The organism is Peribacillus glennii, assembly GCF_003429105.1.
In the GTDB taxonomy this organism is placed as follows: domain Bacteria; phylum Bacillota; class Bacilli; order Bacillales; family DSM-1321; genus Peribacillus; species Peribacillus glennii.
This window is the reverse complement of sequence record NZ_QVTD01000003.1, coordinates 176,971-200,969: the sequence shown is the minus strand read 5'-3', so window position 1 is coordinate 200,969 and position 23,999 is coordinate 176,971. Positions and strand designations below refer to the sequence as shown.

Annotated in this window: 19 protein-coding genes and 1 pseudogene; 15 read left to right on the top strand and 5 right to left on the bottom strand. The window is 40.4% G+C overall.

What is annotated here, in order from left to right; genetic code table 11:
* Window positions 1–26: 26 nt before the first annotated feature.
* Complete coding sequence (locus D0466_RS02655) at window positions 27–1,217, bottom strand: chromate transporter (RefSeq protein ID WP_117321019.1); 1,191 nt, start codon at window positions 1,215–1,217, stop codon at window positions 27–29.
* An 843-nt stretch (window positions 1,218–2,060) separates the two neighbouring features.
* Here D0466_RS02655 and D0466_RS02650 point away from each other — a divergent pair.
* Together D0466_RS02650 and D0466_RS02645 are read left to right on the top strand one after the other, a co-directional pair.
* A complete protein-coding gene (locus D0466_RS02650; RefSeq protein WP_117321018.1) occupies window positions 2,061–3,179 on the top strand; it encodes a GAF domain-containing sensor histidine kinase in 1,119 nt (372 codons plus the stop codon).
* 11 nt (window positions 3,180–3,190) lie between these two features.
* Window positions 3,191–3,829 (top strand): response regulator, encoded by a 639-nt coding sequence (locus D0466_RS02645; RefSeq protein ID WP_117321017.1) that lies wholly within the window; start codon window positions 3,191–3,193, stop codon window positions 3,827–3,829.
* Window positions 3,830–4,074: 245 nt separating this feature from the next.
* On the opposite strand, the gene D0466_RS02640 is transcribed toward D0466_RS02645, so the two are convergent.
* A complete protein-coding gene (locus D0466_RS02640) occupies window positions 4,075–4,818 on the bottom strand; it encodes a L,D-transpeptidase family protein (protein ID WP_117321016.1) in 744 nt (247 codons plus the stop codon).
* Window positions 4,819–5,044: 226 nt separating this feature from the next.
* On the opposite strand from D0466_RS02640, the gene D0466_RS02635 reads away from it, so the two are divergent.
* The 3 genes from D0466_RS02635 to D0466_RS23265 all read left to right on the top strand — a co-directional run bounded on the left by D0466_RS02635 (window position 5,045) and on the right by D0466_RS23265 (window position 6,095).
* Window positions 5,045–5,491 (top strand): YueI family protein, encoded by a 447-nt coding sequence (locus D0466_RS02635; protein WP_117321015.1) that lies wholly within the window; start codon window positions 5,045–5,047, stop codon window positions 5,489–5,491.
* A 108-nt stretch (window positions 5,492–5,599) separates the two neighbouring features.
* Entirely contained in the window at window positions 5,600–5,920 is a 321-nt protein-coding gene (locus D0466_RS02630; RefSeq protein ID WP_117321014.1) for a hypothetical protein, read from the top strand.
* A gap of 49 nt (window positions 5,921–5,969) precedes the next feature.
* Window positions 5,970–6,095, top strand: a complete 126-nt coding sequence (locus D0466_RS23265; protein ID WP_267897371.1) for a hypothetical protein — start codon at window positions 5,970–5,972, stop codon at window positions 6,093–6,095.
* Window positions 6,096–6,173: 78 nt separating this feature from the next.
* Here the strand turns inward: D0466_RS23265 and D0466_RS02625 are convergent, their stop codons facing one another.
* The 3 genes from D0466_RS02625 to fdhF form a co-directional block, all read right to left on the bottom strand.
* On the bottom strand, window positions 6,174–6,950 hold the full coding sequence (locus D0466_RS02625) for a formate/nitrite transporter family protein (RefSeq protein ID WP_117321013.1): 777 nt from the start codon (window positions 6,948–6,950) through the stop codon (window positions 6,174–6,176).
* Between the two features lie 131 nt (window positions 6,951–7,081).
* A complete protein-coding gene (locus D0466_RS02620) occupies window positions 7,082–7,573 on the bottom strand; it encodes a DUF1641 domain-containing protein (RefSeq protein WP_117321012.1) in 492 nt (163 codons plus the stop codon).
* An 18-nt stretch (window positions 7,574–7,591) separates the two neighbouring features.
* The gene (gene fdhF, locus D0466_RS02615) at window positions 7,592–10,582 is read right to left on the bottom strand and encodes a formate dehydrogenase subunit alpha (RefSeq protein ID WP_407675598.1); all 2,991 of its coding nucleotides are present in this window, start codon (window positions 10,580–10,582) and stop codon (window positions 7,592–7,594) included.
* A gap of 361 nt (window positions 10,583–10,943) precedes the next feature.
* On the opposite strand from fdhF, the gene D0466_RS02610 reads away from it, so the two are divergent.
* From D0466_RS02610 to D0466_RS02560, 10 genes and pseudogenes are all read left to right on the top strand, one after another.
* A complete protein-coding gene (locus D0466_RS02610) occupies window positions 10,944–11,288 on the top strand; it encodes a DUF2294 domain-containing protein (RefSeq protein WP_117321011.1) in 345 nt (114 codons plus the stop codon).
* Between the two features lie 15 nt (window positions 11,289–11,303).
* Window positions 11,304–12,089, top strand: a pseudogene (fdhD, locus tag D0466_RS02605) (formate dehydrogenase accessory sulfurtransferase FdhD); the annotation flags it as partial.
* Window positions 12,090–12,492: 403 nt separating this feature from the next.
* The gene (locus tag D0466_RS02600) at window positions 12,493–14,328 is read left to right on the top strand and encodes a sigma-54-dependent Fis family transcriptional regulator (RefSeq protein WP_233522575.1); all 1,836 of its coding nucleotides are present in this window, start codon (window positions 12,493–12,495) and stop codon (window positions 14,326–14,328) included.
* Window positions 14,329–14,938: 610 nt separating this feature from the next.
* The gene (locus D0466_RS02595) at window positions 14,939–16,033 is read left to right on the top strand and encodes an LLM class flavin-dependent oxidoreductase (protein WP_199484488.1); all 1,095 of its coding nucleotides are present in this window, start codon (window positions 14,939–14,941) and stop codon (window positions 16,031–16,033) included.
* A 287-nt stretch (window positions 16,034–16,320) separates the two neighbouring features.
* The gene (locus D0466_RS02590; protein ID WP_117321007.1) at window positions 16,321–16,812 is read left to right on the top strand and encodes a flavin reductase family protein; all 492 of its coding nucleotides are present in this window, start codon (window positions 16,321–16,323) and stop codon (window positions 16,810–16,812) included.
* Between the two features lie 444 nt (window positions 16,813–17,256).
* Window positions 17,257–18,309 carry an alpha/beta fold hydrolase gene (locus tag D0466_RS02580; protein ID WP_117321005.1) on the top strand — a complete coding sequence of 351 codons (1,053 nt, stop codon included), beginning with the start codon at window positions 17,257–17,259 and terminating at the stop codon, window positions 18,307–18,309.
* A 656-nt stretch (window positions 18,310–18,965) separates the two neighbouring features.
* A complete protein-coding gene (locus tag D0466_RS02575; RefSeq protein ID WP_158555789.1) occupies window positions 18,966–20,681 on the top strand; it encodes a thiamine pyrophosphate-binding protein in 1,716 nt (571 codons plus the stop codon).
* Window positions 20,682–20,766: 85 nt separating this feature from the next.
* Window positions 20,767–21,567 (top strand): SDR family NAD(P)-dependent oxidoreductase, encoded by an 801-nt coding sequence (locus D0466_RS02570; RefSeq protein ID WP_117321003.1) that lies wholly within the window; start codon window positions 20,767–20,769, stop codon window positions 21,565–21,567.
* A 499-nt stretch (window positions 21,568–22,066) separates the two neighbouring features.
* Window positions 22,067–23,239: an iron-containing alcohol dehydrogenase gene (locus tag D0466_RS02565; protein WP_117321002.1), complete on the top strand. Its 1,173-nt coding sequence runs from the start codon at window positions 22,067–22,069 to the stop codon at window positions 23,237–23,239.
* Window positions 23,226–23,984 (top strand): SDR family NAD(P)-dependent oxidoreductase, encoded by a 759-nt coding sequence (locus D0466_RS02560; protein WP_117321001.1) that lies wholly within the window; start codon window positions 23,226–23,228, stop codon window positions 23,982–23,984. Before D0466_RS02565 ends, D0466_RS02560 begins: the two co-directional genes overlap by 14 nt.
* The last annotated feature ends 15 nt before the right edge of the window (window positions 23,985–23,999 follow it).

Here is a 23,999-nt window from a genome sequence, read left to right as displayed (position 1 = left end):
CACACCGGATTTTTTTGCATAAATATTCATAAAACAGAGAGAATCCAGCCTCCCAATCCACCAGAGAGCACGACGGCCCACGGAGGAAGCTTCCAGTAAGCAAGCATAAAAAATAAGAATGCCGAAAAAGCAAGGTCTAGTGGCTTGAAGATAGAACTCGTCCAAATTGGATCGTAAAAAGCAGCAATCAACAGTCCAAGCACTCCTGCATTCACACCTTTTAGACCGCCGCCTGCAAATGGATTGCGGCGAATTCTGTCCCAAAACGGCAAAGTGCCAATCACGAGCAGATATGCCGGCAGAAATATCGCTGCAGTAGCAAGCAGCCCTCCCGGCCATCCTCCAATTACTGCACCTATAAAGGATGCGAAGGTAAACAACGGCCCCGGGACAGCCTGCGCAGCGGCATATCCTGTCAGGAAGGCATTTTCACTCAGCCATCCCCCGGGCACAAATTCGCTTTCAAGAAGCGGAAGAACTACATGCCCGCCACCAAATACTAGGGAACCAATCCTGTAGAAGCTATCAAACATGGCGATCCACCGGATATTGGTATATGCGTTCAGTAATGGTAGAGCAGCTAATAAAAAAACGAAAATTCCCAGGGAGATAAGTCCGGCTTTATATGAAACCGTAAAAACACTATCCGTCTGGCTTTCCCTTGGTTCATTTTTATAAAGAAAAAGTCCAATAACGCCAGCCAGCAAAATCATTACCACTTGATTGAAAGCGGAAGGCCACACCAAAATGGCAATCATGACAAACAAAGCGATCGACTTTCTCGGGATATCAGGGACCAACGCTTTTGACATCCCTACAATGGCATGGGCCACCACCGCAACAGCCACAAGCTTCAGGCCATACACCCATCCAGTATCAATAACTTGAAGTCGATCAATAACTAATGCAAATGCAATCAGGATGAGTACAGAGGGTAGGGTAAATCCAATAAAGGAAACAAGGCCCCCAAGCATTCCCGCACGAATAGTGCCAATGCCGATTCCTACCTGGCTGCTGGCGGGCCCGGGAAGAAACTGGCATAATGAAACTAAATCAGCATAGGTCTTATCATCCAGCCAATTCCTTCGCTTGACATATTCCTCGCGAAAATACCCCAAATGTGCGACGGGGCCACCAAAAGAGGTAAGCCCTAATTTAAATGACACGAATAGTATTTCTAATAAGGTTGAAAATTTGACATTTTGTTTTTTCTCCATTTTTTTCTCCTGCTACAAAAATAAAACTAAATAAAATTTAACAGAAAAGGGGCGAGGCAGCAAAAAATAAACAGGCGATTTACAGATTCTTAATGAGAACATTTACAGGAAGCCCTAATTTGTTCACATAGCCAAGGAATTTAGGAGCTGCCCTTCTTTAGCCATTTTCCAAATCAATCGGGCAGCTAATACGTACCGCGATTATCTGCAAATAAATCGATGTTAAGATAATTGCGTTCATTACGCCCCAGAACATTTACCACATATTACACACCTCTTATCGTAATTTGCGAACTTTATAAAAATTATATTTGTATAGCTCTTCTGTAATAACCTAAATTTGCATATTTTTCACCATTAAACTTGCTAAATCTTAAAATGTTATTTACTTCGTATTTTGTTTTATGACGAAAGCCTTGATTTTATTTCCGGACTGTAACAATCACATGACAATTATTAAATCAAACTTTCTACCCACATATTTTACTTTGTTGAGCACGAAATGTTTAACAGAAGACCAGAGAGGGTAAATAAAACTATATTACATATATTATTCGTCATAAGGAGGGTTTATTGATGTTGAATATTGATATTGATAAGTTATTGGAAGCTACCGCTGCGATTGTTGAAGACAATCTTGAGATGAACATCGTGGATATCGATCAGCTTCTTGAAATTACGACCGATTGGTAAAAAGCCGGATTAAAGCCTCCGGCTTTTTCTTTTGCTTTTAAACGAAAAAAAGAGCAGGAAAATCGGGAGTCTTAGCGAAAACTCATGATATATTGGTTAGTGAGATAAATTACTTAAAGATTTGAATTTTTCAATCACAGGGAGAATATTATGGCTGAACGAAACCATTTGCATGAGTTAACGATCATGAAGCAAATTTCCGCCACACTGAATGAGGGTACAGAAACTCCGGTAGTCCTTAATGATGTGTTATCAAAGTTATTGGAGGTTACCGGGTTTGAGACAGGCTGGATCTTTCTTTTTCACGAGAATGATAACTTTGATATGATAGCGTCACGAAATCTTCCACCCGCGTTATTGAATGAAAAGTATAAGCCTATGTGCGGTTCAAATTGCTGGTGTGTGAACCGCTATATGAAGGGAAAATTGCAAAACGCAACAAATATAATAGAATGCCAGCGGCTGGAGGATGCCATTGAAAATAATTGGGGAGACACTCTCGGTTTGACCCACCACGCGACTGTTCCGTTGCGGTCGGGGGAAGAGAGGTTTGGCATCCTTAATGTTGCCTCAGCAGGCAAGGAGCGGTTTCAATGCGAAGAATTGGCCCTGCTTGAAGCAATAGCATTTCAGATTGGCAATACGATTAAGCGGATCCGGTTGACGGAGCAGGCCAAAGAGATGGCACTGTTGGAAGAACGGAACAGGCTCGCGCAAGATTTACATGATTCTGTCAACCAGTTGCTGTACTCTATCAATCTTATGGCAAAAGCCGGTTCCGCAGCAGAAAATAATATGGAGCACACCGAAGTATTCCGGAATATTCAGAGTATTACCCAGTATGCACAGGCGGAAATGAAAGCCCTCATCTGGCAGCTGCGGCCAAAAGGGCTGGAGAAGGGCATCATCAGCGCTTTGATTGGATATGGGGAAATGCTCGGCTTACAGGTTCACACTTCGGTAAAAGGAGTAGTCATGCTGCCTGCTCAAATCGAAGAACTGCTTTGGAGGATTGGCCAGGAAGCCATCAATAATTGCCAAAAACATGCCGGGGAGCGGGAAATTTTTTTTGATTTCGTCTTTAAACCAGATCATGTAGAAGTGGTGATCAAAGACAATGGGTGCGGTTTTCAATATGATCCCGCCATTGAAATTCCCACATTGGGGCTGGCCAACATGAAAAACAGGGCGGAGGGTGCGTGCGGCCATTTTAGCATACATACAAGTCATGGGAAAGGGACTACCATTTCCGTTTCAATTCCCTTTTAGGAGGACTTCACGTGTCAATCAGAATCTTAGTAGCGGACGATCACCATATCGTCAGAAAAGGACTTGTTTTATTTTTACAAACACAAAAAGGGCTTGAAATCGTGGGTGAAGCGGAAAACGGGCTTGCAGCCGTGGAACAAGCCCGAGATTTGGAACCTGATATCATCTTAATGGATTTGTCGATGCCTGTAATGGATGGAGTGGAGGCGACAAGGAAAATCCGTGAAGAAAATCCAGCGGCAAAAATCATGATCCTAACAAGCTTTTCCGACAAGAACCATGTACTGCCAGCATTAGAAGCGGGGGCAGGGGGCTACCAGCTTAAGGACAGTGACCCTGATAAGCTTGTTGAGGGGATACATAAGATGGTAGGCGGGGAAAATCAATTAGACCCGAAAATTACATCACAATTATTATTCCACCTGCAGGGCAAACAGGAAAAACACAGTTCACTGGAAGAATTGACCGCGAGGGAAAAGGAAGTACTAATAGAAATCGCAAACGGGAAGAGCAATAAAGAGATTGCAGCAGCATTGTTTATTACTGAGAAAACAGTTAAAACACATGTATCGAATATTCTTGCTAAGCTCAATTTACAGGACAGGACACAGGCTGCCCTATATGCAGTCCGAAATGGTTTTGACCGTTAACCAGAAGTAAAGGAGCAGATAACACTATCTCTCCAAACGTATGAAACCGAGGACTATAAACATGCCAATCCATCCTGCGGAAAGTACTGCTTGAAGAATGCCTTCCACTAAAACATCAGACAAAATGATACACCTCCCAACCTTGTCTATAAGTTGCCCAAAGGGCAGATACTTTATTTCAATGACGAGACTATAAGAAAATCAAAAAAGGTTAACCCGTATTATAACTCGGGTTACCCTTTTTTTCATATCATTCCCAATGCTTTTTTAGTTGCCGGGCCGACAATGCCGTCAACTTTCAGGTTTTTGGCTTTTTGGTACTTTCGGACTGCTGCATCTGTGGCAGCTCCAAAAATACCATCAATACCTTTTGTATTGTAGCCAAGTTTTGTAAGAGTCCGCTGCAGTTCTATCACTTCATCCCCACGGCTTCCTTTTTTCAAAACTGCCGAAGAGGATACAGGAACGGTAATAGTGGATTTTTTTACTTTATATCCGCTTGCTGTTGCTATCGAGTCAAAAGATTTTCCAGAGGTTGTAATGATGACAGGGGTGCCTACTTTCACTTTTGAATAAAGCCACTGTACTTCACTATTATGCATCCTGACACAGCCGCTGCTTACATAACCTCCGATTGAGCTTGGATTGTTGTTGCCGTGGATTGCATAGGTCGTTCCCCAGGTACCGCGAGCATTAAGGCCAAGCCATCTGTTCCCTAATGGATTGCGCGGGCTGCCTCCAGGGATGTTTCCCTTGTAATAAGGGCGATTGACGATTTTGTTGACAATTTTGAATTTCCCCTCCGGCGTATACGATGCACTTCTTCCAGTGCCAACCCGGAATACTTTTGTCAGCTTGCTGTTTTCATAGTACCCTAACTGGTTATTTGATTTGTTGATGATGATGAATTGGCTTCCAGCCGCAAAAGCAGGGGTGGCACCCATTACCATGAAACAAACCAAAATGGCGCTAAGCAGAATTTTTCTCATTTCTTCCCTTCCTTTTTATCTGTGTTGAATTCTAACCCTACCATCCTATGCGGCAAGACTGGCTATTGATTACAAAAATGTAAATACTTTTACAATTTAATTACAGTATGGATTACCTTTAAAAAACTGATTAAGGAACAGCGTCTGTGCAGAATCTATAATTACAGGTGTCAGGAACGGGAAAAGTTCATTTAATAAGGTGAGAGAGAAGTTAGGAGGCATGAATATGTCTAGGCAAACCGTGGATGAAGTGCTCCAACAGGGGATTCATGGAAAAAAGGAAATAAAACCGGAAGAACGCAGAAAATACTTGGGCACACTTCGTGAAAGGGTGGTCGTAGTTTTATCCCAGGGGCAGGTCAGGGAAAAAACAGTGTACCCTGAAATTACGAGCATGCTGCAGAAGAATCCAACTGCGACATTATTATTAAACGGTGCTATGGAATACTCTGAAATCTCAAAATATATCGATTTGGCAACCAAACATAAAGTGGCTTTCAAAATCGTTGCAGATAACGGAAAACACTCTGATTTAGGCCTTGTTTTAGCTTATGACACGGCAATTGACAAAGAGATCATAACGGTGGAAAAAAGACGAAAAAGTCAAAATGGGCAACAAAAAAAGCAAGGATTTTTTTCGAGGCTTGCCAGGAAACTGAAACGCAAAAGATAGAAAGCAATATGATGATGTCATACTGCTTTTTATTTACAAAAGCAGGGAAAGAGCATCGCCATGCTGAACTAATATTTAGGCAAACATTACATCCATGGGGGATGAAGTATGAATAGGGAGGCATTTCCAGCAGTTTCCGTAATATTAATTAATGGCATTGTTTTACTATCCATGTTATTATCAGCAATATTTTTACATGAGGTAAGTGACCCGGAAATAGCACAAGATACAACTCCTATTCCAAGTGGCTATTTAAGTACAGTCCTGCAAACCGAACTCATTCCAGAAGCAAATTATCAATGGAGACACGAAAGCAGTCTGCCTGTAGAGCAAAATATTGCCGATATCCAAGCATTCGCCAGGAAGAATTCTGAAATATCCCTTAAAAGCGGCAAGAAAGTTCGATTTTATAAAGGAAAAAGGAGCTGAGCTGACTGGGAAAGCCGTCAAGATTTTCATTAACCATGAGGGAAAAAGGATGGAACTTGAAAATCACCATGGAACGTTTTATGTTCCGGATAAAAAAGGCAGTTACTTATTTGAAGCAAACTTTGAAGCAGAACAGGGTACCATCCAGTATATTTCAAGGTTGGCAATTAAATGAGAGAAATTTTCATTTATTCATATATACAAGAAACATGCAATATCAAAAACCCCTTTCGCAGAAGAAAGGGGTTTTCTTTTAATTATTATTTGGACGCAGGTATGAAAACCAGTAAATGAAACCGACAAAAATGGCGCCGCCGATGGCATTCCCGATGAAAACGGGAACAAAATTGCCTAGATAATCGATCCAGGTAAAGTGTCCTGCAAATATGGCGGCCGGAATGATGAACATGTTTGCGACAACGTGCTGGAAACCAATCGCGACAAAGCCCATGATTGGGAACCAAATGGCCAAAATTTTACCGCCAATATCCTCGGAACCGTAAGACATCCAGACAGCCAATGCAACCAGCCAGTTACATCCTATTGCAGATACAAGGCTTTGAATAAAGGAAGAATCAAGCTTTGCTTCTGCTGTTGCAACTGTTTTGTGAAGAAAAGGTTCTATTTCTGTTAATCCCACAATATGGCCAAAGAAATAAGCGACAAACAAGGCACCGATGAAGTTTGCAATCGTGATCCAAAACCAATTTATTAATACCTTGGAAATCGCGACTTTTTTATTCAGTGCCGCAATTGGCAAAGCCATCATGTTTCCAGTGAGAAGTTCGCCTCCGGCAATAACTAGTAAAATCAAGCCTAAAGGGAAGACTGCCGCTCCAAATAATTGGGTCAATGTTCCCCATTCTGCAGGCATGCCAGCGGTTACACGAATGTACAATAAATAACCTAAAGAAATATAAGCCCCGCCTAAAAATCCGAGTACCAGCATATTAGTAAGGGATAAAGACGCTTTTTTGACACCAGCTTCGACTGCAGTTTCTGCGATCTGTTGTGGACTGCGAAATGCCATGTTGAAATCCTCCTAATGAAAGAAAATGAATGATACAAATTCCAGTTATGTAAGTTGTTTACCATAAAACACCCCGCCTCTAAACATGGAGGAGGCGGGGGAGATGTTACTTTCGCGTTACATCTATGTTATTAATGGTTATCTTCATGTTTTAATGCTTTTCCCATTCCTCGTAGAAAATGGATACCGAAGCCCACGGCACGGTTGATGTCGGGATCATTCATTGCTTTCATGAAATCGCGGACACCTGTTTTTTTGTTGCTCTTTAAATGCTCATTTGCTTCATGCAAGCCTGCAATGCTGCTTTTCACCACAGTTTCAGTGGCTTTTGGGTCGGCACTCATCATAGCACCGGTAGCTCCCATCAGCACATTTACCAGATTTGTTACAGGTTCACGTGTAACCTGGCCGAGAGCAATTTTTGCGATTTTATCCTTCGCTTGAAGCATGGCTGAGGCAGCTTCAAGCACTCCCAAGTCATTCAGCTCGCCGGCAATTCCCATCATTTTGTCGAGGGCTTCTTTATTGTCAGTTAAAAGGGACTTTAGTTCTTCGAGCTTCTGTTGCTGCAGCTCTTCGGCAGTAAGTTCCTTTTTCTGAATGATTTTTATTGGCTGGGCCATTATTTTCCCTCCTTTCGATTAGTGCGTTGTCAGATGGACGTAACCAGGACGGTTCCATTTCCGTTCTACTTCTACACCGTTTTGCGGGTTGCGTTTTTTATTTCTGTGGTTGATGGAAGGTAGAGGTCTTTCTCCGTCCACTCGTATAACCTCCATACGCACCATGGTTTGCTTGTATGCAGGTGTATGAGTACGCGCATCCATGGCAGGTCCAGTCAAGAAGTTAATTGCAGAATCTTTGTCCACTGAGTTCATCGGCAGGAACAGTTCATTTGCTTTTACGCGATCCGTCACAAGAGCATTTAATTTAACTGCTCCATAAGGTGAAACAAGCCGTACTAGAGAACCATCCTGAATGCCTCGTTCTTCGGCAAGCTGAGGTGAAACCTCCACGAATATTTCAGGAACCTTGGACTGGATACCTTTTGATTTGTTCGTCATATTTCCTTCATGGAAATGCTCAAGCATACGGCCATTATTGATATGAAGGTCGTATTCTTCAGGGAACTCAACTGGTTTGGACCAGTCAGACAGTGCAAATCGGGCTTTTTTATCAGGGAAGTTAAAGCCATCTACATAAAGCAGTGGAGTACTTTCCCCAGAGTGGCTGCCCCATAAGAAGCTGTTCCAGCCTTCAAGGTTGTCATAAGTTGCACCCGCAAAAAGAGGAGACAGGCTTGCCATTTCCGCCATGATCTCACTTGGATGGCTGTAGCTCCAGTTTGCTCCTAAACGGTTTGCAATCTCTTGAGTAATCCACCAATCTTGTTTTGCATTTCCTAATTCAGGAAGTGCTTGGTACAATCTTTGAACACGTCGTTCAGTATTCGTGAATGTTCCATTTTTCTCAAGAGAAGGGACACCTGGAAGGATTACATCCGCATACTGAGCTGTTCTTGATAAGAAAATATCCTGGACAACGAAGAAATCAAGCTTTGATAAGATATCATGTACATGGTTGGCGTTGGAATCCACTAATGCCATATCTTCACCTACAAGATACATTGCTCTCATCTTGCCTTCGTCAATAGAATGAAGCATTTGGATGTTATCAAGACCTGGTGTGGAATCGATGGTGACACCGTATGCTTTTTCATATTTTGCACGTGCAACATCGTCTGTAACATGCTGATAGCCTGGAAGCCATCCTGGCAGAGTACCTTGGTCACATGCACCTTGTACATTGTTATGGCCGCGAAGAGGGTAGGCTCCTGCACCTTCACGACGATAGTTACCTGTTGCAAGAAGGAGATTAGAGATAGCAGCCGAAGTATCAGAACCGCCCGTATTTTGAGTAACACCCATGCCCCATAGGACGCATGTGCCATCCGCATCACGAATCATTTCAGCTATTTCTACAAGAGTATCTCTCTTAATGCCGGTATGTTTTTCAGCATAATCCAATGTATATTTTTCAAGTACTGTATTGAAATCATCGAAGAAGTGAACATTCTCCTCAATGAATTTCTGGTCATGCCATCCTTGATCAATCATGTACTTGGTAACAGCCATCAACCAAACCTGGTCTGTCCCTTGCTTTGGGCTGATAAAGATATCGGAGCGCTCGGCCATTTCATTTTTTCGTAAATCCGCAACGATAAGCTTTTGGCCATGATATTTATGGGCACGCTTTACACGTGTGGCTAAAACCGGATGTCCCTCTGCCGGGTTGGCACCTACGATAATAACGAGGCCTGCTTTGGCAATATCCTTGATAGTTCCTGCGTCTCCACCCATACCCACTGTACGGAATAGTCCATCCGTAGCAGGGGACTGGCAATAACGGGAGCAGTTATCCACATTGTTTGTTTCAAAAATTTGGCGTGCCATTTTCTGAATCACATAGTTTTCTTCGTTTGTGATTTTAGAAGAAGAAATAAATCCAACTGAGCCTTTGCCATATTGCTCTTTGATTCCGCCTAATTTACTTGCGACTAAATCAAGAGCCTCATCCCAGCTTGCTTCAACGAAAGCACCATCTTTACGGATAAGAGGCGTAGTGATACGTTCTTCGGAGTTTACGAAATCCCAGCCGAATTTCCCTTTTACGCAAGTAGAGATTGCGTTAACAGGTGCATCGTGTGAAGGCTGGACTTTAAGAATTTTACGGTCCTTAGTCCAAACTTCGAATGAGCAGCCCACGCCGCAGAAGGTACAAACAGTTTTTGTTTTCACTGTACGAGTATCACGCATGGCAGCTTCCACTTCAGACACGGCAAAAATGGTTGTATAATCAGGCTCAACCTCTTTAACCAGGTCGATCATTGGATTTAACATCTCTTCATCTAGCCCTGTCATATAACCTGCTTCGCCAAGCATTGATTTTTCCATCAATGCGTTACATGGGCAAATCGTTACACATTGTCCACAGCCTACGCATGAAGAGTCGTTGATTGCAACACCGTCATCCCAAATTACACGCGGGATTTCCGCTTCCCAATCGATGGAAATTGTTTCATTAACCTGAAGGCTTTGACAAACCTCTACACACTGGCCGCAACCGATACATTGGTTAGGGTCGTAGCGGTAGAACGGATGTGACATATCAACCTGATCGGTTGTAACCTTTGGCCTGTACGGATACTTCTGATGGGCGATTCCCATCATTTCTGCTGTATTATGCAGCTTACAATTTCCGTTATTGTTATCACACACTGTGCAATATAATAGATGATTTTCGAGGATGCGGTCCATCGCTTCTGTTTGCGCGGCTTGAGCCGGGCTTGACGAAAGATCGATATACATCCCGTCTTCAGCTACAGTAGAACATGAACGGACAAGCTTCCCATCTACCTCAACTATACAAGTGTCACATGTTTGAATCGGATCTACTTCGGGTACATAACAAATCTGCGGATGTTCGATGTTGTTTTCATTGATGATCTGCAAGATTGTCTTCCCTTTATCAGCCGTATACTTCTCATTGTTTATCATGACGCTTATGGTGTCCCTCGCAAGTATGTTCAGAGACCCATCTTTCCCGATCAGGCTTATTGTATCAATAGCCATTTTTACCCTTCCTTTCAAAATAAAAAAACCACCACGAAGACACAGTTCTCCTTGAAAGAAAGAGAATGCGCTTTCATGGTGGAATAGTTAATTAGCAAAACTTACTAAATTACCAATCCATTTTATGTAATCATCCGATAGACCTATAACAATATCATTATTACAGGTCCAACAATGAATCATTATAAACCTGTTTTACAAAATACACAATATGTTCACAATTAAAAATTCACAATTTGTTTACATTTTAAAATCTCTTGCTTTTTTTTTTATGAAAATTGTTTTATGATAATCAAATGACAGAAGTACAAGCTTATTTTAACAATAAATAAAGAAAAAAGAGTAAACAGGTGATAGGAGTATGTCAAAAAAAATCCACGAATTCAATGACATTCTCAGAAAGCTGAGGAAGGAATTGTTCGGAAAGGGACCGGAAAAGATCCAGACCGTTTTTGTTGAAAATAAAGCAATTTCAACATTGTACGGAAATCTGACTCCAACGGAAAAATTTATCGCGAGGACTCCCGAAGGGCGGGACATGGTACATGCAGCGAGAACCAAGCTGATTCAGGATGTGTACAAAAGCGGCACGCCGGAAGGGATGAATGAACTGGTCGGAGCAAACCTGGTCCACTTGTTCTCAGATATAAAAGTCGAAGAGGATATCGGCATCTCTGTATTTATTTTCGATAAAGACATTACATAAGCAAGGGGTAGGGGCATGAAAGAGCTGGAAATTAAGCGGGAAATCCTCCATTTTTCACCTGCGGGCGCCGAGTGGATTGAAGACAGCATCGTAACAGAGTATCCGGTAACAGTCAAAATAAACGGCGAAGAATTCGTGACAATGGTTTGCACACCAGAATTTATAGAAGATATGGTCATCGGCTATCTGGCTTCTGAAGGAATTATCAAGAAGTTTGAAGATATCGGCGAAATTTGGATTCAGGAAAAAGATGGAATTGTAAACGTGAAAACAAACAAAATCAATCCATATTATCAAAAGCTGCAGAACAAGCGCTATATCACATCCTGCTGCGGAATGAGCAGGCAAGGCTTTGTCTTCGTAAATGACGCGCTGACCGCAAAGAAGATGCGGGAAGTAAGCGTAAAAGTCACTCCGGAGGATTGTTTCCGGCTAATGAACGATCTTCAGGGATCCGCGGAGATGTTCCAAAGGACAGGCGGAGTCCATAATGCCGCGTTATGTGATTTGAGTGGCACGATGCTAGGCAGAATGGATATCGGAAGGCATAACGCCCTGGATAAAATCTACGGATATTGTCTCCGCAATAATATTTCGATACGTGATAAAGTCCTCGTCTTCAGCGGACGGATATCATCCGAAATATTATTGAAGGTCGCGAAGATTGGCTGCGAGATTGTTATTTCAAAATCCGCACCGACCGAGCTCGCCCTTCAGGCTGCAGAGGAGCTGGGAATCACCACAATTGGATTTGTAAGGAATCAATCACTGAATGTGTATACGCACCCGGAGCGAATTATTTTAAAACAAAGCCATGAAAAACTGGTTTGCGACATTATCGTAAACAAACCGAAAGAAAATGGCGAAGGGCAATCCTCTTGCTCAATATAAAAAATAACCCTGTTTATAATTTAAACAGGGTTATTTTTTATGGATTTATTAATTAATAATTAAAAATTGATTCAATAGGAGTTTTTATGAAAAAATACATAATACAAGTTATGTTATGAAATTAGTAATCTTTTGTAGGAATGAGCGGAAAAAGGGCAATTAGTAAGTAATTGATAAACGTATCAAAATCAATTAATATATGATTGAATATTTAGAAAGATCATACCATTAACTAATGTAAATTAAGTAGACTTCATTGTTGCAGTAACGTTAGAAGACGGGTTTAAAGGAGATGAAGACAAAATTGGATGATATGATCATAACAAAAAGTATATGGCGGCGTTTTGTAGAGGAAGGAGTTGTGGATACCTCCAGGCTCTCTAACAGAATTTTGGAGTCTTGGTATCGGTCCAAAAAGAATAATGTTAACCCTTATCTTGAAAAAGTTGCTAATATTTTGAGCAATGAAGATCTTATGAAAAAAAGAGAAGAAAATAATCGATTATTACAGTTGGCTGGTCCTTATATCCGTTCCTTGGACGGTTTTTTAAAAGGAACAGGGGCAATCTTAATTTTGGCAGATTCGGAAGGATACGTATTAAATGGTCATGGCGAAGAAAAAACCATCCAATTTGCAATGGATTACAATATTATTAATGGGGTGAAATGGAATGAAAAAGAGCTGGGTACAAGTGCAATTGCTACTGCACTTGAAATAAAAGAACCCATTCATGTTACTGGTGTTGAGCATTTTTCTAAAGCTTTTCATAACTGGACATGCTCTGCTGCCCCGATAAAAAATAACCAGGGTAAATTAGTTGGAGTTTTAGCTATCTCCACTACAAGAAGACAGCTTGATTTAAAGATGTTGAGTATTGCCGTTTCAACAGCCTATGCAATTGAACTGCAATGGAAATTGCATCAAGAGAATGAAATCCTGGAACTTCTAAAACTGTTTTATAACAAAAGTGAAAAAAATCCGCAGCATTCCGTCGTAATCTGCGACAGGGATGATTACTTTATAACAGCCAATTCATCTGTTTTGGACATGATTAAGGATGAAATTAAAGAGTATAAAACACAAATATCTAAACTGGAGGAGATTGGCCTAAAGGAAATGAAAAGAGTCCCTATTTTAATGAATGGCAAATTGTACGGATATGAAATACTTGTGGCAAAGAAACATGAAAATAAGGGGAAGTTGCAAGTAAATAATGAAAGCGCTTTCGAATTTGTTGGCAAAGAAGGAAAAAGTGAGAAGTTCAAGAAGGTCATTAATAATTTAAAAAAAGCTGCAAAAGCCGACATTACTGTATATATTCATGGTGAGAGCGGGACAGGGAAAGAAAATGCTGCCAAAACGATTCATTTAAATAGTAATAGAAAAAACAAACCTTTCATTGTGGTTAACTGTGGCAGTTTTCCTGAACATCTTCTGGAAAGTGAGTTATTTGGATACGAGGAAGGAGCTTTTACTGGAGCTAGAAAAAATGGTCATAAAGGAAAGTTTGAACAGGCAAATGGCGGAACACTTTTCCTTGATGAAATAGGTGATATGCCTTTATCGATGCAGGTGGCCCTATTGCGTGTTTTACAGGAAAGGGAAGTAGTCCCGGTCGGGGGAAGCGAAGCAAGATTTGTTGATGTCCGAATTGTTACAGCAACAAATAAAAGATTGGAAAGGCTTGTGGAAGAGGGGAAATTTAGAAAAGATCTATTTTATCGCTTAAATGTGTTTAACATTGATCTTCCTGCACTAAGAGAGAGAAAAGAAGACATACCATCTCTGGTCGACTATTTTCTCACAACAAAAAATTGGAATGTTACATTTCCAGCTCATTTATTGGATTGCTTTGTCAATTATCATTGGCCCGGTAATATACGCGAGCTTTTCAATGTTCTTGAAAAAATGAAAGTATTAGCGGAAGATGGAGAACCACAATCACATCACTTTACACCTTATTTTTCCCAAGGAAATATGCGTACTAATTCTATTTCATTAAACCACTATAAAAATAATGAAAAAGAAAAGATGATTATCGCATTGGAACAAGCAGAAGGTAATGTAACAAAAGCAGCGGGATTAATAGAGATGCCAGTAAGTACTTTTTACCGCAAATTAAACAAATATAAAATAGCAAGAGGCTGATTCATAAGCAAAGTTGCCAGATCCCACAGTGCAAATTAGATCATAATGAAGAAGTTTCTGTGGGTTCAGTCCACTAAGTATCAACCCCTTTTTTGCACTTTGCAATGGATGAAACTAAAAGTGGATACTGTTTCCCTGCAGTCTCAATTTCTAGATTCCAGGGATAATATTCGTATTATAAAAATAGTCCATAAAACAAGAACCACATTCTTGTTTCTCTTTTTACAAAATTAAGAGATTAAGGCTGCTTTTTATCAAATTTGACCATCATTCCTCTTGTTTTCTCATAAATTCTCACTTTTCCTCATGAGTTCACACGTTTTCTAATACAACATTACCTTTCTAAGTTACTTTCAAAAACATATCAGATATTACTTTACTAAATATTGTTTTTTTATCCAATTGATTTAACTAAAATCTCGAGAAGACAGTTGTTTGGTATTTGATATAAATGGTTGTTGTAACAATGTAGTTGAAGATAATTCATAATATCTCTCTTATATAAAAATCAAAGAAGAAATATATCAACATAAAAATAGCTTTCAGTCATATTTGAATTGGCACAAATCCTGCATATTAATTTGTTGAGTTACAAAATGATGCTAAGGAGATGATTCAAGTGAAGTTAGGAATGTTTTTACAGCCATCCCATCCACCGGAAAGAAATCCTTATGATGCTACGGAATGGGATTTAGAGGTAATCCGTTTGGCAGATCAATTAGGATACAAGGAGGCCTGGATTGGAGAGCATTACACTTCAACTTGGGAGCCGATCCCAGCCCCGGACTTAATGATCGCTCAAGCTCTAAAATCAACCAAACAAATCAAACTTGCACCTGGCGCCCACCTGTTGCCTTATCATCATCCAGTAGAATTGGCCCATCGGGTTGCTTATCTTGATCACCTTGCCCAGGGACGATTAATTTTGGGAGTAGGTGCAGGAGCAATACCAACGGATTTAGAGACTTTTGGGGTTGAATTTGGAGAAAACAGAAAGATGATGGGTGAAGCATTAGAAATTATTTTGAAACTCTGGAAAGAAGAGGAACCATTTGAATACAAAGGAAAGTATTGGAACGCAAATAAAGTAAAAGGGAATGACATCTTAAAACCGCATATGAAACCTTTCCAACAACCCCATCCACCAATTGGCGTAACCGGACTTAGCCCTGGTTCGGAAACATTAAAAATGGCCGGGGAAAAGGGATTCATTCCTATGAGCCTAGGAAATAACATCGAGTATATTGCCAGTCACTGGAAGGATGTTGAGGAAGGGGCAAAAAGAAGCGGAAAAAACCCGCAGCGCAGCGATTGGAGAATTACACGTGATGTGTTTGTGGCAGATACCGATGAGGAAGCACTTGAAGGCTCGTTGCATTCCATGATGGGTAGACATTACCGTGAATATTACTTACCTCTGTTTAGGCTGCTCGGAGGAGTTTCAGTTTTTAAACATAATAGTTCTGTAGACGAAAATGACATTACACCAGAATATGTGGCAAAACATAACTGGTTGATCGGTTCACCTGAAACGGTCGCAACCAAATTTGCAAATCTGTATGAAGCCGTTGGCGGTTTTGGGACTTTGCTTGTAGTTAGCTACGATTATAGCGAAGAACCTGAAGCGTGGAAAAAATCAATGCGTTTATTAAAGGAGGAAGTACTGCCAAGAGTGGAACAGAAGATATCAAAAGTAATAATATAACTTATTTTTGATAAATCACCATCATAAACCCTTTAATTTCTAATCACATTCTTTATGTAAAGGTATAGTTTAGTTTGAATATAGAATTGATTAAAAAACACCTCAATATACCAAATAAAGACGATTATTGAGGTGTTTATGAAAAATGAATGGATGTTTTCCATCATTTACATGCCATTTCATTTTCCTATAAAAATATAAATCTCTTAAAAAATAAAAACTGCTAAGATTTCCCAGACACTATGCCAATGTGAGAATCGATTAACCTTATAGGGAGGCAGGACAATATGAATAATGAAACAGTATCTGTATTTAAGCAAATTATGGGCAGTTATCCGACTGGAGTTACAATCCTGACCACCACAGACGAAGATGGAAAGCCATGCGGTCTTACAGTCAATTCATTTACATCAGTCTCCCTGGATCCCTTATTGGTTTTATGGTGTATCGATCGTAAATCGAATAATGTTAAGGCTTTCCAACAATCCCAAGGCTTTGCTGTGCATATACTTTCCGCAGATCAGGCAGAATTATGCTGGGCATTTGCCGGTAAGGATGCAGACCGTTTTTCCAAGGCTGCTTGGTCATTCTCAGGCAATCATTTACCTGTAATCTCGGGAAGTTTAGGTGTATTAGAATGTGAGACCAAACAAACAATTGACGCAGGTGACCATATAATCTTCATCGGCGAAATAATCAGCATTGATAAACAAGAAAAAGAGCCTTTGTTATATTTCCGGCGTAATGTTGGAATGGTTCCTGCCGGATGGCCGAATTAATTTGTGCACCATTATAAATGGCATATCCGTTCCGTTTTTTTAAAAGACTGGTTTATCACAATTGATATATCTAGTTTTTAACCACTTTTATAAAAAGTACTTCAAGGTACTGAAAATAGAAGTGAGAATTATCCATTTATCTCATTTATCATTCATTCAACATTGCAAGGAACGAGTTGGAATTAATCATTGTGTTTTTAATATGCTTGATTCATGGTTTTTCCAAAAGGAGTTCATCAATAATTTGGAACGAGGGAAAAAAATCTATCATTTCCTCCCGAAATGGCTTAATAAGAGCATGAATGGAAAAATCAACATCCGACATGGAAATGCAACAAAAAAATTAAATGCTTTTTATGAAAATACTATGTTATCCCGAAAATCGATGCAGGAAACATTAGAAACATGTTTTTTTGCAGGATTCAATTAGGAGGTGACCTTTCTTTGATAGAAAACCCTTATTACACTCAAAAGAATCATGGACCATATGAAATTTATAATTTAGGAGATTTTAAATTAGAAGATGGCGGCATCATCCCTGATTGTAAGCTTGCTTACGTTACCTTTGGGGAACTTAATGAAACAAAAGATAATGCAATCCTCATTCTTACATGGTATGGCGGAACGAACAAAATCATGGAGACCTATATTGGAAGTGAAAATGCACTCAATCCAGATAAATATTTTATTATTATTATAAATCAAATAGGTAATGGACTTTCAAGTTCTCCTCATAACACGCCGGCTCCCATGAATATGGGTAATTTTCCAAAGGTTCGAATTGCTGATGATGTTCGTGCCCAGCATAAGTTGCTTACGGAAAAATTTGCTATCGAAGAACTAGCTCTCGTTGCAGGAGCTTCAATGGGAGCGCAGCAAACGTATGAATGGGCTGTCCGTTTTCCAGATATGGTCAAACGGGCTGCACCGATTGCAGGTACCGCAAAAAACACCCCCCATAACTGTCTTTATACAGATACGCTAATGGAAGCGATAACCTCTGATCCAAACTGGAATAACGGGAATTATCGATCTTCCGCCGAAGTCGTAAATGGACTAAATAGACATGCGAAGATATGGGGGCTAATGGGATGCAGTACCGAATTTTACAAACAGGAAGCTTGGCGTCTATTCGGTGTAGACTCTTTAGAACAATTTATATCAGACTTTCTTCAAGCGATTTATAAGGTAAGAGACCCAAATGCACTCTTGTGTATGGGATGGAAATGGCAACATAGTGATGTGAGCAGAAACACGAACGGGAATCTAAAAGCGGCATTTGAGCGGGTAAAGGCAAAAGTCTATGTAATGCCAATCGATGAAGACATGTTCTTTCCACCTAAGGATTGCGAAGAAGAACAAAAAATGATACCCAATAGTGAACTAAGGGTAATTCGAAGTATCTGTGGGCACTATGCTTTATTTGGAGCAGAAGGGAGAAATTATATGCATCAAATAAATAATCATCTCAATGAACTATTATCTTCACAAGTATAGGAGGTTATAACAAAAATATTTAATCCTTCTATTCTTATATGTTTTTGATAAGCTTCATTTTGTAAATAGGCTTTATGTGGAGCTATTCCATATTGCCGCAGTTACATTGATATTTAACTCCTCTCCCATTGGAAGGTATTGGATAGGATCATCTGCAATGGGAGATAAAAAGATTCACTACTGCCAAAGAATCCAGAATGAAGTACAAAATGAGGACCATTACAACTGCACACCGGACATACCATCCAGGGAATGGGGCCAAATTTTACAATCCATTGAGTTTACAAATAACTTAAGGCCTTGCAGACTCATGGCAGTCGCTTCATGAGGATAGTTTGTTATGATAAGAGTTTTTGAAAGTAACTATTAAAATTCTCTATAATCTCCTCGATAATCTTGCGCTAACCCCACTTGTTTGTGTTTACAATGCCTAAATGAGTGTTTTTTCCCTCAGTTAAATAATATTATCACTTTGTTTGCCTTCCAGTTGATTTTCCTACGATAGTTATTAAAAAACATAAATCATTAAAGTGTTTGATATAAAAGTTAACTAATCCATACACATTCACTATCCTCGTGATACATCACCAATTTATGGCATGAATATTGCAAGAAATTATCATAGCATTACAAAAAAACTGTTAGGAGGGATCGTTATGCATGTAGGAGATAATCTCGTTGGTCTTTTAAAACAAATGAAAGTTGATACCGTTTTTGGCTTGCCCGGCGGACAAACACTTCCATTTTATGATGCTATTAAAAATAGCGAAGGGACAATAAAGCATTATTCGCTCCGGGCCGAGAAAAGTGCGGCCTATGCTGCTGTTGCGTATGCCAGGATGACCAACAAAGTGGGTGTTTGCGATGCAACAGTCGGACCAGGGGCAGCTGAATTCACGTCTGGGCTGGGTGAAGCCTATAACTCTTCCACGCCAATTTTCGCTTTGATCAGCGATATACCTTTAGAATGGGAACATCTTAGGGACCGAGGTAATGCATCCCAAGGGTTAGACCAACTTGAAATGGTAAAGCCGTTTACAAAGTGGGCAGCAAGGGTGACCAGTGCTAAATCTTTACCAGATATGGTTAGGAATGCGTTCCTAAAATCGGTTTCCGGGAGGCCGGGTCCTACGGTTTTGTCTATCCATGAAGATATTTTTAAACAGGAATGCCATGGCCCTGTGCCTACAATCCCCGACGATTTAGGTATGTATCCCCGCTACCGTCCCAGTGCTGACAGGGGACAGATGGAAAAAGCATTGTCAATTCTATTTGGGGCAAAAAAACCGGTCATGATGGTTGGAGGCGGTGCCATGCTTTCCGGAGCAGGGGAGGAAATATCAGCTTTCGCTGAATATTTAACAATCCCTGTACTTCAAACATTTACCGGCAGAGGGGTAATGGCTGATGATCATATGCTTTCGATTGGACTTGCAGGCGGAATCGGGACACTTTCCTCTAAACGTTTAGCAGAGGAAGCTGACGTCGTATTCTTAATCGGATATAAATCCGGGCAAAATTCTACCTTTACCTGGACGATTCCTTCTGCGAAACAGATTGTAATATATTTAGATATTGATGAAGCCGAGATTGGCCGTGTATTTCCGACGCAAGCGGGCTTGGTAGGTGACGTCAAACAGACAATAAACGAGATGCTTTTTCTGGCAAAAGAAAAGATAGTCCGTCCTCAATATCCTGATCGTTTGGAATGGATCAGCAAAGCCAAAAAAGATTGGAAAGATTTTGTTGCAGATGAGATTTCAAATCAGGAAGACAGTTTAAAGCCACAACACGTTATGGAAGCGATAAATCAAGCCGCGAATCCTGAAGATGTTCTTGTATGTGATGCAAGCTTCTCAAGTGGTTGGGGAGGTGTGTATTTCAAACATAAGAAAGCCGGAAGGAAACTAATCACTCCAAGAGGGCTGGCTGGATTAGGCTTCGGACTACCAGCGGCAATTGGTGCTACTGCAGCTATAGGGAATAACGGGGAAGTATACCTGCTGGCGGGAGATGGAGGATTCGGCTATACAATTGGGGAGATGGCAACACTGCAGTCATATGGTTTAAAAGTGATCATCATCGTTCTCGATAACCGTAACTGGGGTTGGATGGAATGGTTGAATAAACTCAACTATCAGAAAGAATACTTCCATCTTCCAGCAATTGAATTTGCCAAGATATCAGAAGGATTTGGTCTCAATGGATTTCGTGCAAAAAATGGCAAGGACCTGGCTGAAGCACTATACGAAGCGAAAAAGTCTGCAATTTCCTCGGTCATCCATGTTGATACTAAACTTTGGGAAACTCCTGTATTAGGTTTCCGTGATGCATACGGCAGTGTACATAAAGCTCCAGTCAAATATATGTAAAGAATCAAGTATTCATTGATTTATACCATAGTTTGAGTGAAAGCATTAAGGAACCTGAAAAAGAGATACAGGGGGATGAATTGCAATGGGAGCCTTATCCGGAAAAACAGCTTTAATAACCGGGGGAGCACGGGGGATAGGCAGGGCATATGCTCTGCGTCTTGCAGAGTTAGGTGCCAATGTCGGGATTATTGACATTGATTTAGATTCATATAAACATTTTGCAGCTGAAACCGAAAACATGAAAGCACGAAACATTATCGAAGAACTGAAAAACAAAAATGTCCCTGCCTATGGTGTTGAAGCTGATGTAACAGATGTCGGTCAAGTAAATGGAGCAATAAAAAAAATAACGTCAGAAATTGGTAATATCAATATTCTTATTGCCAATGCCGGAGGGGGGGTTGGCGGATTATCAGACGGCTATGCTTCTTCCATGAATCCGGAAATCTTTCAACAGGTAATAGAACGTAATTTGTATGGGACTGTCCATACAGTGACAGCAGTAATACCTATGATGAAGAAAAGCCGTTATGGAAAAATCGTAACCGTTTCTTCTCAAGCAGGAATCCAATCTACCCCTGATGGATCATATGCCCATTATGGTTCTGCAAAGGCAGGAATTATCATGTATACAAAATACCTGGCACAGGAACTTGGCTCTTATGGAATAAATGTTAATTGTATAGCTCCTGGATATATTGGAACTGGAAGGTTGAAAGAAGAATTCGAGAAAATGGGAATCGAAAATATAACGAAAACTATAGCACTCAAACGTATCGGTACCCCTGAAGATTGTGCGGGTGTTATAGAATTTTTGACAACCGATTTATCCGATTACGTTACTGGAACAGTCATTGATGTTGGTGGCGGCTGTATACGCTGAATAGCTGTTTGGAAAATAGGTAAAAAAAACACACTTTTTGAAAAAAGTGTGTTTTTTTTATACACACCGAAAATCTGTAATAGAGATTCTTCATATACAAAATCCATTAAAACGCTGAAAATATAAAATATTTTAATATTTCTTAAGTTGGCACGCTTCTTGCAAATATACTATTTAACTTTGACATTCCTGGTTATTAGACAATAAAAGCTAAAGGGGGACATAAAAGGGAGGATGTTTTTTTGACAAAGTACTGCAAAGACCGGTTCCTGTACAATTGACAATGCAAAACTACAACATACATACCAATCGAGAGATTTTCTCGAACACGGTTAAAGAACGGCTATTGTTTACTTTTGTAACATCCACATAATTTCAGACCAAAATGAAAGCGGATTCACCATCGCCATCCTTATCATTAGCTTTTGTACATTGCTGGATGTCCAGGAATTTAAGATTACTAGAAGTAAACCAAGTAAATGTAGATAGGAGGATTTAAATGAACGAATTGGGTTTTTTCAAAAACCCTACCCAGATTACTTATGGGCTAGGGGCAGCAAATCAGCTAAGGAATATAATCGATCAGCAAGGTTACAAGAACGTATTGATTATCACTGATTCAGGCATCGTTAAAACCGGTTTAATTGATCAGCTAACAAGACAATTTGACAATATTAACTATGCAATTTTCGATGGAACCAAACCAAATCCAACTGTAGAAAATTGTGAAGCGGCATTGGAGTTATTAACAGAAATCAACGCTGAAGCTGTTGTGGCCATGGGTGGCGGCAGTTCCATTGATGTTGCGAAAGCGGTTTGTTTACTTTCTACTAATGAAGGTTCCATTGTCGGGTATGAGGGAATTGACACTTGTTCAAATGACTTACTGCCTTTAATAGCTATTCCAACAACTGCAGGAACAGCCAGTGAGGTGACCACTTTCACAGTTATTACCGATGAGGAACGGCAGTATAAGTTTACGGTAGGAGGAATCCGGCTGGCGCCTAAATGGGCATTGGTGGATCCTATGGTAACAAAATCATTGCCGTCGCATATTACAGCTGCAACAGGACTGGACGCACTGGTTCATGCCTTAGAATCTTATACTTCAAAAATGGCTACCCCAATTTCGAAGGCGCTCGCAAGGGAAGCCATTCGAAAAATTAGCGGCAACCTCCGCCAGGCTGTATACAACGGTGACAACATAACGGCCAGGGACAATATGCTAATGGGGAGTTTGTTAGCTGGCCTTGCCTTCAATAACACTAGATTAGGAAACTGTCATGCTCTAAGCCATCCGGTGAGTGCCATTTATGGCGTTCCTCACGGAGTTGCAAATTCCATTCTCATTCCGCACGTAATGGAATTCAACGCTCTTGCCGTTCCAGAACTTTTTAGCGATATAGCAGAAGACATGGGTGAAAACCTGGCGGGCATGACCTTAATGGAACGTGCACATGCAGCTGTTAATGCGGTTAAGAAATTATCCAAAGATATCAATATACCAAGTGATTTTTCCCACTATAACGTAGATGAAAGTCAATTAGACAGAATGGCAAAGGATGCATTATTAAGTGGAAATATTGCTGTAAATCCAAGAAAAACAACATATGACGATGTTATTAATCTTTATAAAAAATCCATAGGTGGTGTAAAAGTTGGGACTATTTGATTTATCCGGCAAGACAGCGCTTGTAACTGGAGGCGGCAGAGGAATTGGAAAATCGATTGCATTGGCGCTTGCAGAAGCAGGAGCTAATGTCGCAGTAACCAGCCGGACAGAAGCCGAACTGCAACAGGTGGCTGACGAGATATCCGGTTTTTCAAGAAAGGCTTATTACTCTTCCGTGGATGTTCGAAATAAAGAAGAAATAACGCCTTTCGTTGAAGAGGTTGTTGAAAAAGAAGGGAAAATTGACATTTTGGTCAATGGGGCAGGAACGAACAAAAGGATCCCTTTCCTGGAATTGAGTGAGGAAGACTGGGATTTCGTTATGGATATCAACCTGAAAAGTGTGTTATTCGTGTCGCAGGCAGTGATACCGCAAATGAAAAAACAAAAATATGGAAAAATCATCAATATTGCTTCATTAACCAGTGAATTAGGCTTTAATAATATGGCTGTTTATGGTGCAAGTAAAGGCGGGGTTTCACAAATAACAAAAGCAATGGCCGTTGAGTTTGCAGATGATGGAATCCTGACGAATGCGATCGGTCCAGGATATTTTAAAACGGAAATGACCAAGGTTTTATTCGAAGATCTAAAAAGGGTGGAATGGATGACTTCCCGAATCCCTCTTAAACGTACAGGAAATGTAGAAGACTTACAGGGTACGGCGGTGTTTCTGGCATCTGATGCCTCTAATTATATTACAGGCCAAACCATCTATGTTGATGGCGGATGGCTGGTTTCTTAATAAAGAAAGTGGGGG